At 32.4% G+C, this 12091-nt stretch carries 10 protein-coding genes; 4 read left to right on the top strand and 6 right to left on the bottom strand.

Annotated features, from left to right (window positions below):
- Positions 1-30: 30 nt before the first annotated feature.
- Positions 31-1344 carry a hydroxymethylglutaryl-CoA reductase, degradative gene (locus E5167_RS00050; RefSeq protein ID WP_136839763.1) on the bottom strand — a complete coding sequence of 438 codons (1314 nt, stop codon included), beginning with the start codon at positions 1342-1344 and terminating at the stop codon, positions 31-33.
- A gap of 153 nt (positions 1345-1497) precedes the next feature.
- On the opposite strand from E5167_RS00050, the gene E5167_RS00045 reads away from it, so the two are divergent.
- The gene (locus E5167_RS00045) at positions 1498-3030 is read left to right on the top strand and encodes a peptide MFS transporter (RefSeq protein ID WP_136839761.1); all 1533 of its coding nucleotides are present in this window, start codon (positions 1498-1500) and stop codon (positions 3028-3030) included.
- 88 nt (positions 3031-3118) lie between these two features.
- Complete coding sequence (locus E5167_RS00040; RefSeq protein ID WP_136839759.1) at positions 3119-3667, top strand: thioredoxin family protein; 549 nt, start codon at positions 3119-3121, stop codon at positions 3665-3667.
- Between the two features lie 2 nt (positions 3668-3669).
- Here E5167_RS00040 and E5167_RS00035 read toward each other — a convergent pair whose 3' ends face one another.
- Genes E5167_RS00035 through surE form a run of 5 tightly spaced genes read right to left on the bottom strand, consistent with a single transcriptional unit; the run spans position 3670 to position 8495 of the window.
- Complete coding sequence (locus tag E5167_RS00035; protein WP_136839757.1) at positions 3670-5709, bottom strand: ComEC/Rec2 family competence protein; 2040 nt, start codon at positions 5707-5709, stop codon at positions 3670-3672.
- Between the two features lie 21 nt (positions 5710-5730).
- Positions 5731-6258: a C40 family peptidase gene (locus tag E5167_RS00030; RefSeq protein ID WP_136839755.1), complete on the bottom strand. Its 528-nt coding sequence runs from the start codon at positions 6256-6258 to the stop codon at positions 5731-5733.
- Between the two features lie 21 nt (positions 6259-6279).
- On the bottom strand, positions 6280-7395 hold the full coding sequence (gene lpxB / locus E5167_RS00025) for a lipid-A-disaccharide synthase (protein ID WP_136839753.1): 1116 nt from the start codon (positions 7393-7395) through the stop codon (positions 6280-6282).
- A 49-nt stretch (positions 7396-7444) separates the two neighbouring features.
- Positions 7445-7726, bottom strand: coding sequence for a hypothetical protein (locus tag E5167_RS00020; RefSeq protein WP_136839750.1), 282 nt, complete (start codon positions 7724-7726; stop codon positions 7445-7447).
- A complete protein-coding gene (surE, locus tag E5167_RS00015) occupies positions 7716-8495 on the bottom strand; it encodes a 5'/3'-nucleotidase SurE (RefSeq protein WP_136839748.1) in 780 nt (259 codons plus the stop codon). The genes E5167_RS00020 and surE overlap by 11 nt, the downstream gene beginning before the upstream one ends.
- Before the next feature lie 155 nt (positions 8496-8650).
- On the opposite strand from surE, the gene E5167_RS00010 reads away from it, so the two are divergent.
- Together E5167_RS00010 and E5167_RS00005 are read left to right on the top strand one after the other, a co-directional pair.
- Positions 8651-10870 carry a carboxy terminal-processing peptidase gene (locus tag E5167_RS00010; protein ID WP_136839746.1) on the top strand — a complete coding sequence of 740 codons (2220 nt, stop codon included), beginning with the start codon at positions 8651-8653 and terminating at the stop codon, positions 10868-10870.
- A gap of 4 nt (positions 10871-10874) precedes the next feature.
- On the top strand, positions 10875-11981 hold the full coding sequence (locus E5167_RS00005) for an ABC transporter permease (protein WP_136839744.1): 1107 nt from the start codon (positions 10875-10877) through the stop codon (positions 11979-11981).
- Positions 11982-12091 lie beyond the last annotated feature (110 nt).

Here is a 12091-nt window from a genome sequence, read left to right as displayed (position 1 = left end):
AGCTTTTTAAAGCTCATGTATGGTTTTATTTTAAGAACTTCTTAGGTTTTCAATAATTTCTACAACAGCACTATGGGTTACCATATTGGTTTTAAAGTGTTCAATAATGGCCATTTTCTCTATGTCGTTTGCATTAAATTGATTTAATATATTCATTAAATGCATTTTCATATGACCTTGTTGAATTCCTGTTGTTGTTAATGATCTTAATGCAGCAAAGTTTTGGGCTAAACCTGCAACTGCTGCAATCATCATAAGTTCTCTAGCTGATGGTTTATTAAGCATTTCTAACGATAATTTCACCAAAGGATGCAAACCTGTTAAACCACCAACCGTACCTAATGCTAATGGAATCTCAATCCAAAATTTAAATATATCATTTTCAACACTAGCATGTGTTAAACTGCTGTAAGAGCCATTTCTAGAAGCGTATGCATGCACACCAGCTTCAACAGCCCTAAAATCATTTCCAGTAGCTAATACTACAGCATCAATGCCATTCATAATACCTTTATTGTGCGTGACTGCTCTGTATGGTTCTACTTCAGCTATTCGTACTGCCTGCATAAATTTATTAGCAAAATCTTGCGGAGAAATAGTGTCATCTTCATTTAACTCTTCAACTTTACAGCTTACTTCTGCTCTTACCAAGCATTCAGGAACATAATTAGAAAGAATGCTCATTACTATATGGATGGTTGTATTTTCCATGCCAACATAGTTATCTACTCCGGTTTTAAAAGTGTCTGCAAAACTTTCAAGACAAGAATTAATAAAATTGGCGCCCATAGCATCCAAGGTTTCAAAAGTAGCATGCAATTGATAATAATTATCAATACTTTGTGTTTTGTTTACTAATTCTATGTTTAAAATCCCACCACCTCGTTTTTCCATATTTTTAGTAATAGGCTTAGCTTTTGCAATTATTTGAGGTTTTATATGTTTAAAATAGGCTTTTAAAGTATCATAATTACCATTATACATAAAGTGAACTTGTCCAATTTTTTTAGTTGAAATCACTTCGGCCTTAAAACCACCTCTATCTAACCAAAACTTTGCAGCTTTACTTGCGGCAGCTACGACCGAACTTTCTTCAATAGCCATTGGAATGGAATACAAATCATCATTTATTAGAAAATTAGGAGCGACTCCAAAAGGTAAGTAGTAATTTGTAATCGTGTTTTCAATAAATTCATCGTGCAGCTGTTGTAGTTTTTCGTTGCTGTTCCAATATTGTTTTAATATTGTTTTGGCTTCTTCTTTATTAGAAAAATAGGTGTTAACAATCCAATCAATTTTTTTAGATTTTGATAATTTAGAAAACCCAGAAATAGACTTACTCATGCCATTCAATTTATTGCAGCAAAGATACTATTCTTCACCGTAAAATATCTCTTGTATCAATGCATTCATCTATTTAACTGTTAATAGTGCCTGTTTTTTGCTGAATTTTTAGTAAACTTGACATTATAAACTAACTAATCTAATTATCTAATTATGGCAGATACAGTAGAAACCAATAATCCTAAAGATTTATTTGGACACCCAAGAGGGTTATTTTATTTATTCTTTGCAGAGTTATGGGAACGTTTTAGTTTCTATGGAATGAGAGCGTTACTAACGCTTTACATGGTTGAAGTGATATTTGAAGCTTTAGTGGAGCGAGATTTTGCAACAGCAGTAGTATATTCATCATATGGATCGTTAGTATATGCTTCTACTGTTATAGGAGGAAGAATTTCTGATAAAATATTAGGAATGCGAAGTTCTATATTTTTAGGAGGTATTTTAATGGCTCTAGGGCATTTTGTGCTCGCTATAGAAAATAATGTCGCTTTCTTTTTAGCCTTATCTTTTATTATTGTAGGGAATGGTTTTTTTAAGCCAAATATTTCCACTTTTGTAGGCTCCTTATATCCAGATGGTGATACTAGAAAGGATTCAGGATTTACCATTTTTTATATGGGAATTAATATTGGTGGCTTTGTGGCACCTTTATTATGTGCTTGGTTAGCAACAGCTTATGGATATCATTATGGTTTTGGATTGGCAGGCATTGGAATGTTAACAGGGCTTATTTTCTTTTGGAGTGGGATTAAAAAGAATGTTTTTGGAGATAAAGGAATGCCTCCAAACCCTGAAGTGTATGAAAAGAAAATATTGGGGATTCCACAAAAAACCTTTGTGCCTATTATCGCCTTTTTATCTGCGCCTTTAATTGCATATATGCTATCTTCATATAAATCCATAGCAAATGGAGAGTCTTTTTTAGGAGATGAAACTGTTGTTGGATTATTATTCAAAATAATTTTGGTTGCTGTTGTTGCCTACATGGCGTATATCATGTTTAAAGCGACTTTAGATGAACGAAAAAAACTATTTATGGCAGTTTTAATTACATTCTTCATGACACTTTTTTGGGGATTTCATGAATTGTCAGGAAGTGTAATTACATTATTTGCTTCTAGAAATGTTGATTTGTCATTAATAAATGCTGGCCAAACAAATGCACTAAACTCGATGTTCATTATTATATTAGCTATTCCAATTTCACTACTTTGGGGTTACTTGTCTAAAAGAGGCTTGAACCCAAGAACACCGTATAAGTTTGGTTTGGGATTAGTGTTAGCTGGTGTCAGTTTTTATGTGTTGGCATTAAGTGGTGGTAGTGCAAATGAAAATGGTATGGTGCCGATGATTTATTTGTTAGCTATGTATTTTATTATATCTGTTGGTGAATTATTTATGTCGCCAGTTGGTTTGTCTAAGATAACCGATTTATCCCCAAAACGCATTGTAGCTTTTATGATGGGAATTTGGTTCTTGTCTTCAGCTTTTGCATTTCAAATAGTTGGATTTATCGGGAAAAAATTAGCTATTGAAAGTACCGATGCTAATATTGGAGGTTTTGATACCTTGAGTGTATATACTGATGGGTTTAGCTTAATTGCTCAGTATTCTATTGGTGCAGGTCTCGTTGTACTAGTGTTTGGACCATTAATGAAAAAGCTTATGGGTAACGTTCATTAATCGAATAAACCGTTAAAATAAACGTAAAATGCTCCCTTTTAGGAGCATTTTTTGTAAGTTAGGCACATATTTTGCAACAAATCAAATTATGAAAAAGATAGTCATAACCTTCGTACTAGTCTTTGCTGTAAACCTAATATCAGCGCAAGACATAAATTGGGTGTCGCTTGAGGAAGCTCAAGAACTCCAAAAGAAAACACCAAAAAAAATCATTATAGATATGTACACCGTTTGGTGTGGTCCATGTAAAATGATGGATAGAATCACATTTCAAAATAAAGATGTAGTAGATTATGTAAATAAGCACTACTATGCTGTGAAATTTAATGCGGAAGGAAATAATGAGGTTGTATTTAATGGAAGAGAATTTTCCAATCCTAATTACGATCCAGCTAGAGCAAAATCTAGAAATTATCCGCATCAATTAACACAGTATTTTCAAGTGCAAGCGTATCCAACAGTAGTATTTTTAGATGAAGATTTAAAAATGTTAGTGCCTTTGAGAGGCGTTAAAAGACCTCAAGAGATTGAGTTATACTTAAAAATGTTTAAAGAGAACGATCATAAAAGTATTAAATCTCAAGATGCTTTTACTGCTTATTATAAAGCATTTAAGCCAGAGTTTATTCAAAAATAATATTAGTAAGTAGCTATAAAAGCTCCTCTTTTGCTAGTTTGGTGGAACGGAATGTTATACTTATTACAAGTAGCTTGCCATCGCTCTTGGTAGCTTTTATAATTGCTACCATCGCTAATAATAAGCTCAGGCTTTAGATACTTAATTAAACGTTCTAAATTAATTTTTGTTGAATGTTGCAGTAGGACGATGTCAGGCTTAAAAGATCTTGTTTTGTAAACCCCTAAACTGTCTATAACCAATAACTTTTTATTGTTAAAAGTATAAATGCTCTTAGAAGAATTAATTGTTACAGTATTTATATGTGAGCCAATGGTATAATTTGTAATCATTTTGTCCTGTCTTATAATGCTATCATTGGTATTTGTATAAAGTTGTAGCTGTTTATTTGCTTTTTGACCAATAATGCTATGCCTTGATTTATGAAATACAATAAATGAGTTTTCTACTGTCTTATTATTGTCTTGTAATAAAGCACACTGACTTATGATAATAATTAAAAGTAATGATACAATACTTTTATAAGTTTTGGTTTTTATAACTATGATAACTAATGCAATTAAAACATAACTGATAAAAACATGAATTAAATCAAAAGAAATATTTCTAAATAAAAAAGCTTCTTGGTTAGCGACCCAACCAACAAAATTATTCATGGTTGAAATGATTACTCCAAAGCTTTTAGCAACAAACCCAGGAAGCATATTTGTTATTGATAGTCCAATAACTACAATGCCAAAACCTAATATTACTCCTAAAAAAGGGATAATAGCTAAATTTGAAATGAAAAATAATCCAGGAAACTGATGAAAATAATACAAGCTTAAAGGAACAATACCAAATTGTGCTGCAAGCGTCACCGTAAAAATATTCCAGAAAAATTTAAACACCTTTGGTTTCGGACTCCATAGCTTATCTAACATAGGTTGTACGGTAACAATTGCAAACACAGCCAAATAACTTAACTGAAAACCTACATCAAATAAAAAGGTAGGCTTCCAAAGCAACAAGACAAACATTGATATGGTTAGTGTGTTATATACATTAGTAGGACGTTTTAAATTTAATGCAATGGCCACCACAGTAAACATACTAACAGCTCTAACAACCGAAGCCGATAAACCAGCTATAATAGCAAAACTCCATAAAACAATAATGAGTAAAAGGGTTTTAAGAAACAAACCATGCTTTACATATTCAATAGGTTTAAATAGAAAGTTTAGCAACATAAGAATAATTCCAACATGCAAACCTGAAACAGCAAGTATGTGTATAGCACCAGCTTGGGTATAGCTATTGTAAATGTCTTTAGAAATGTCTTGTCTTTGTCCTAATAATAAAGCATTAATAATTGCTAATTCGTCGTTTTTAAAATGATGCTTTTCAAGTTTAGTATTAATAGTTTCTCTTAATAAACTTGCATAGCCAAACAATGTATGTTTATTATTACTTAAACGTAAAAGCTCTTTATTTGTAGCAAAAAGCTGATGATAGATATGCTGTTTCTTTAAATAAGCCTTATAATCAAATTGATGTGGATTTAATGGTGGTATTAATTCTTTAAACTGAGTTTGAGCAAATACCATATCATCTACTTTTAAAAGTTTTTGAGTTGAATCTTTAGCAACATTAAGCAAGGATTTTCCTATTACATTTTGGCTGTTAAGGTTCAACACATCGATAACATATTTGTTGTAAAAATTACCAGGTTTTAGTACTTCTCTAACCCTAAATGTTATAGAGAGAACAGTGTCTTTTTTAACAAGTTGGTTTTTGACATAGTGATTTTTAAAATTAAATTCATTATGGGAAGTTATAGTTAGACTACCACAACAAAGACATGTTAAATAAATAAGTAATGTGCCCCAAGTTTGTTTTTTAATAGATGTTTTAAACAAAAATAATTCTAAAGTTAAAAGCAGTAAGAAAAAGGCGTAAAAGCCAATGATTAAAAGCAGGTTAATATCGAAAAAGTAACCTAAAAGAATACCAATTATTAAACAAATGGTAAGTTTAATTATCGTAAAATTAAGCAGTTGCATACATGTAAGATAATAAAAATCTTACAATAACCGTCTAGCTTCTTTAAAAGTTGTTTGCCAATAACGTTCAGATAAAGAAGAGGTTATAACGCCTTTACTTGTTGTGGAGTGTATAAATTCTATAGTATTGTTGCTAATATTTGTTACCAAACCAACATGATTAATACCACGTCTTTTTTTACTGGTTTGAAAAAACAATAGGTCGCCTTTTTTAATTTCTTTTACAGAAATAGGAAACCCTCTTGTTGCCATATCTTTTGATACTCTGGGCAGCAATATTTGCTCATTTTTAAAAGCAATATATATTAGCCCAGAACAATCCATTCCCTTTTTTGTTGTACCTCCAAATTTATATTTGGTACCACTAAAAGAGTTGGCATGCTTAACAATATTATATATTTTAAGAGCTTTAGGGCTTATTGTATTTGTGCCTTTTGTAATTGTAGGTGTTTTTGCAACAGATTCACTTTCATCTTTTTTAGAAAGCTTGGAAGATTTACAAGACGTAAAACTTATTAGGAGTATTAAAATTAAGGGCAAAAATCGCATAAATACTATATGTAATCGATGCTAATTTAAAGAATTAAAAATTAATTGCGCAACTTTATCACTGGCGCCTTTACCACCAAGCTTTTTTTCAAGTTCGTAATAACTCATAAAAAACTTAGTACGTTCATTGTCTTCAAGAATTTTATTTAATTCTAAGTTTAATCGTTTGGTATTACAGTCATCTTGAATAAGTTCGGTTACTACTTCTTTATCCATAATTAAGTTCACTAACGAAATGTATTTAATATGTTTTACTAAGCGTTTCCCAATTTGATACGAAAGCCAAGATCCTTTATAACATACTACTTGTGGTACTTTAAATAAGGCTGTTTCTAAGGTGGCAGTCCCAGAGGTAACTAAAGCTGCAGTTGATAAACTTAGCAAATCATACGTTTTGTTGCTTACAAAATTAATATTAGCATCATCAATAAATTGCTTATAGAAATCGTAATCTTGACTAGGTGCACCAGCAATTACAAATTGATAATCTGTGTAATTATTAACAACACTTAGCATTATTGAGAGCATTTTTTTTATCTCTTGTTTTCTACTTCCAGGTAATAAAGCAATAATTGGCTTATTGTTTAATCCGTGTTTGGCTCTAAAATCATACTCGTCAACTTGAACCCTATTTGAAATAGCGTCAATTAATGGATGGCCAACAAATGCAACAGGATAGTTGTGTTTATCTTCGTAAAACGACTTTTCAAATGGTAAAATGACATACATTTCATCAATATCTCGTTTTATTGAAGTAATACGGTTTTCTTTCCAGGCCCAAATTTGAGGAGAAATATAATAATGAGTTTTATATCCTTTAGTTTTTGCCCATTTGGCAATACGTAAATTAAATCCTGGATAATCAATAAATACAATCACATCAGGATTGTAAGCTTCAATATCTTGCTTACAAAATTTCAGGTTTTTAGTAATGGTTCTTAGGTTCATAACAACCTCAATAAAACCCATAAATGCTAAATCTTTGTAGTGTTTTATAAGAGTACCACCAACTTGCTGCATAAGGTCACCTCCCCAAAATCTAAACTCAGCGTTTACATCTTGAAGTTGGAGTGCTTTCATGAGATTGGATCCATGAAGGTCACCCGAAGCTTCTCCTGAAATAATGTAGTACTTCATATATTTAAAATTTACAGCAAATACTGTTGATTATTTTGGTTAATATGGACTATAGCTTAATAATAAACGTAAAAACAGCAATTAAAACCGTAGCAACAAGTACCCCTTTAGCGCGTCGATCTTGCTTCTTTTTTATAAATACAAAAAAAGCGCCTAAATTTAAAATAGCACCAAGGCTAACTAATTTGCCTAAAAATCCTTCAGCATTAGCTGCTTTTATAACTGTAAAAGGATCATCTCCTTTGCCCAGAAACATTGCGGCAAAATATAAGCCAATAGCATTAGCAACTAGTCCCACTAGTATGCCTATTATAATATCTTTATTCTTCATTTAAAGACCATGAATTTAGTTGTTGTATAAAATGATGAGCTGTCATGTCAAACTGCACTGGGACCACCGAAATATATCCTTGTTTTAAAGCCCACTCATCTGTGTCTTCACCTTTATCTAAATTTACAAACTTTCCTGTTAACCAGTAATAATCTTTTCCTTGAGGATTTTGACGCTTGTCAAACTTCTCTACCCAATTGGCTTTAGCTTGTCTGCAAACCTTTATGCCTTTTATAGCTTTTTTTGGTAAATTAGGAATATTTACATTTAAAACAACACCTTTAGGCAAACCATTGTTTAACACATTTAGGGTAATTGTTTTTATAAAGGGCTCGCTAGGTGAAAAATTGGCATCGTAATTATAGTCTAATAATGAAAACCCAATAGCAGGAATCCCTTCTATTCCAGCTTCTATCGCGGCACTCATAGTGCCTGAGTAAATAACATTTATTGATGAGTTAGATCCATGATTAATCCCTGAAACGCATAAATCAGGAACCCTGTCTAAAATTTCATGTCTTGCTAGTTTAATACAATCAGCTGGTGTTCCTGAGGTACTGTATTCAATTTGGGGGCCATTATCAATATGTTCTTTTCTGCAATGTAAAGTAGCGTCAACGGTAATAGCATGACCCATGCCACTTTGTGGACTGTCTGGAGCCACGACAACCACTTCACCTATGGTATTCATAACCTTGATTAAAGTGCGGATTCCTGGAGCAGTAATACCATCGTCATTAGTAACCAGTATCAGTGGTTTTTTTTTCATGTTGTAATTAGAAAAATATGAAATGCAAAAGTAAATAAATTCGCTCGATTTTTCATATTTTACACTGTTTAACAAAAAATTAGTACCATAACATAATGTTGGCATAATTTTTTCTGTAATTTAGAAAAAAATTTCACCCAATTTAGAAAGAAGAAATGAAAAGGAATTATAATATTTTACTGCTTACGTTACTACTGGCTTTTGCCTCATGTAGTTTTACAACAAAAACCCTAGAGGATAATGATAAAGATAAATTACTTGTACAGCTAATTACCTATATGCTAGAGCAAGGACATTTTGAGCCTAAGGATATTAATGATGATTTTTCTGAAAATGTTTATAATGTTTATATAGATCAAATAGATCCTTATAAGCGTTATTTTTATGAATCAGATATCAAAGAGTTTGAAAAGTATAAAACTGAACTTGATGATCAAATTATGGCTTACGATGTGTCATTCTTTGATTTAACAAACCAACGTTTGTTAGAACGCATGGAAGAATCTAAAGCCTTATACAAAGAGGTCTTGCAACAACCTTTTGACTTTAATAAAGAAGAAATCTATAAAACCGATTATGAAAGTTTACCATTTGCTAAATCGAAAAAGGACATGGAAGAGCGTTGGAGACAGCAGTTAAAATTTTCGGCAATAGCAAATTATCATGATCTTGTATTAGAGCAAGAAAATGGGAAGAAAAGAAAGCAGGAAATTAGTGTGATGACTCCTGAAGAAGTTAAGACTTTAACTGATTTAGAAAAGGAAAAGTTTTTTAATGAAGCCGATGAAAATGCATTTGTAGTTAAAACCGAAACTGAATTAGAACAAGAAGCACGAGATATGACATTACGTTCGTTAAACGAGCTATACGAATTTATTGATGAAAGACAGCGTAAAGATTGGTTTTCGGTTTATATAAACGCCATAGCAACTGAGTTTGATCCACATACATACTATTTCGCACCAGAAGAAAAAGAAGCATTCGATGTTAGAATGTCTGGAAAATACGAAGGTATTGGCGCAAGATTACTGCGTAAAAACGATTACATCACTATTAGTGAAGTGATTTCTGGAGGATCGGCTTGGAGACAAAATAAACTCGAGGTAGGCGATGCCATTTTAAAAGTAAGGCAAGAAGGTGAAAAAGAAGGTATTAATGTTGTTGGGATGCGAACTGAAGATGCTGTAAAATATATAAAAGGGCCAAAAGGCACTAATGTTATTTTAACCTTAAAAAAGGTAGATGGTACTATTGAAGATTTATCAATACCACGTGACGTTATTGTATTAGAAGAAACCTTTGCTAAATCGTCAACGGTTAAGAAAGACAATAAAATTTTTGGGGTTATTGATTTAAGAAGTTTCTATGCCGATTTTGAAGATTATAGTAAAAAGAATTCAGCTGATGATGTAAAAAGAGAAATTGAACGTCTTAAAGCTGAAGGCATGGAAGGATTGGTATTAGATTTGCGAGACAATGGAGGAGGTTCACTTAGAGCAGTTCAAGAAATGGCAGGATTGTTTATTAAAGAAGGGCCTATCGTGCAAGTAAGAACAACAGGCGAACCAGCTGAGGTTTTAAATGATCCAGATCCTTCTATTATTTGGGATGGTCCTTTAGTGGTTTTAGTAAACGAATTATCAGCTTCAGCCTCAGAGATTATGGCAGCTGCACTGCAAGATTATAAGCGCGCTATAATTATTGGTAGTAAGCACACCTTTGGTAAAGGAAGTGTACAACGTATCATGGATTTAAACAGAATGATTAGAAACAACACCAATGGCGATTTAGGAGCACTTAAACTTACCATACAAAAGTATTATAGAATTAATGGAGGTTCGGTACAGTTAAAAGGTGTAAATAGCGATGTGGTAGTGCCAGATCGTTATAGTTATATAGATATAGGAGAAAAAGATCAAGACAACCCACTTCCTTGGGATAAAATTGAAGCAGCACCCTACGAAGTTTGGGGAAGCTATTTTGATTATGATGACACCATTAAAAAAAGTAACGAGCGTATGCAACAGAGTGAGCAGTTAAAGCTTATTGATGAAAACGCTAGATGGATTAAGAAAATAAGAGACAACGACCAGTTTCCATTAAGCTATGAAGATTATAGAGCTCAGTTAGAAAAGAATGAAGAAGAGGCAAAGCGTTTTGAAAAATTAGCCGATTATAAAACCAACTTAACGTTTAAATCGTTACCATATGAATTAGCTTTAATGGCTCAAGACTCAACGCTTAAAATAAAACGAGATCGTTGGCATGAAAGTTTAAGTAGAGATGTATATATGGAAGAAGCCCTTAATGTGCTTAATGATTTAAAAATGACCTTAGAGGTGAAAACAAAATTAGCAACGACAATAAAAAATTAAATTAATGAGTAACACAAATAACTCATTAACTAGTTTAGCGCTCCAAAAGTTTAAAAAGAACTTTTGGGGCGTTTTAAGTTTTTGGTTTATTGTAATAGTAGGGTTTGTATCCGTATTTGCTTATGTTATTACACCAGACAATTCACAAAATGCAAATCAAATGCATTTGTCAATTCATTCAAAAAAACCAGGATTTAAGGTTGTAATGCTGTCTTTGCCTTCTAAGAATGAAACAGCGCAATCTTTTTTTGACAAACTGTTTTTTGGTAAAATAAATCAAACCGAAGAACTTCCAATTTCAGATTATAAAATAGAAAATGAAGTTTTAAGCTATACAGAGTATGCCTCTGATGGGTTGGTTGGGCAATTAAAAACCCTTCCTTTAACAACATTTCCAAACCAAGAAGTTCAAAATTATATTAAAGAAAAAACGTTTTTGTTTGGAACCGATAAATACGGTCGTGATTATTTTAGTCGCATTCTTGTTGGTGCGAGAATTTCTTTCTTTATAGGTTTTGTAGCAGTGTTTATATCTTTGGTTATTGGAATTTTATTAGGAAGTCTTGCAGGCTATTTTGGGGGGAAAACAGACGCTATCATCATGTGGCTCATTAACGTTACGTGGTCTATCCCAACATTACTTTTGGTGATAGCTATTACATTAGTACTTGGTAAAGGGTTTTGGCAAGTCTTTATAGCAGTAGGTTTAACCATGTGGGTTGAAGTGGCTAGAGTAGTGAGAGGACAAATAATTGGCGTTAAAGAAATGCAATATGTTACGGCTGCACGAGCTTTAGGGTATAATGATTTTAGGATTATTACCAAGCACATACTACCTAATATCATGGCACCAGTTATAGTAATATCAGCAGCTAATTTTGCAGCGGCCATTTTAATTGAAAGTGGTTTAAGTTTTTTAGGTATAGGTGCACAACCACCTATGGCGAGTTGGGGCGCTATGATAAAAGATCATTACAACTATATTATTCTCGGAAAACCCTATTTAGCATTAATTCCAGGATTGTGTATTATGAGTTTGGTCATGGCATTTATGCTAATTGGTAATACATTACGTGATGCATTGGACGTTAAAAATTATGAGTCGTCCTAAAATAGGTTGACAGTTTATAAATAAAAATTAGATAGGACCAGTGAAGTTAACTTCACTGGTTTTTTTGTTGTGTACAAAGTTAGGTGTTTTGTAATTAAGGCTCAAATGTG

Source organism: Pontimicrobium aquaticum (assembly GCF_005047595.1).
Classification (GTDB): Bacteria; Bacteroidota; Bacteroidia; order Flavobacteriales; family Flavobacteriaceae; genus Pontimicrobium; species Pontimicrobium aquaticum.
The sequence above is the reverse complement of the archived record's forward strand: the minus strand, read 5'-3'. Positions and strand labels throughout refer to the sequence as shown.

Bases quoted from the DNA above. Each gene is read 5' to 3' on its own strand.
- E5167_RS00050 (WP_136839763.1), bottom strand. From the start codon at position 1,344: ATGAGTAAGTCTATTTCTGGGTTTTCTAAATTATCAAAATCTAAAAAA.
- E5167_RS00045 (WP_136839761.1), top strand. From the start codon at position 1,498: ATGGCAGATACAGTAGAAACCAATAATCCTAAAGATTTATTTGGACAC.
- E5167_RS00040 (WP_136839759.1), top strand. From the start codon at position 3,119: ATGAAAAAGATAGTCATAACCTTCGTACTAGTCTTTGCTGTAAACCTA.
- E5167_RS00035 (WP_136839757.1), bottom strand. From the start codon at position 5,709: ATGCAACTGCTTAATTTTACGATAATTAAACTTACCATTTGTTTAATA.
- E5167_RS00030 (WP_136839755.1), bottom strand. From the start codon at position 6,258: ATGCGATTTTTGCCCTTAATTTTAATACTCCTAATAAGTTTTACGTCT.
- lpxB (WP_136839753.1), bottom strand. From the start codon at position 7,395: ATGAAGTACTACATTATTTCAGGAGAAGCTTCGGGTGACCTTCATGGA.
- E5167_RS00020 (WP_136839750.1), bottom strand. From the start codon at position 7,726: ATGAAGAATAAAGATATTATAATAGGCATACTAGTGGGACTAGTTGCT.
- surE (WP_136839748.1), bottom strand. From the start codon at position 8,495: ATGAAAAAAAAACCACTGATACTGGTTACTAATGACGATGGTATTACT.
- E5167_RS00010 (WP_136839746.1), top strand. From the start codon at position 8,651: ATGAAAAGGAATTATAATATTTTACTGCTTACGTTACTACTGGCTTTT.
- E5167_RS00005 (WP_136839744.1), top strand. From the start codon at position 10,875: ATGAGTAACACAAATAACTCATTAACTAGTTTAGCGCTCCAAAAGTTT.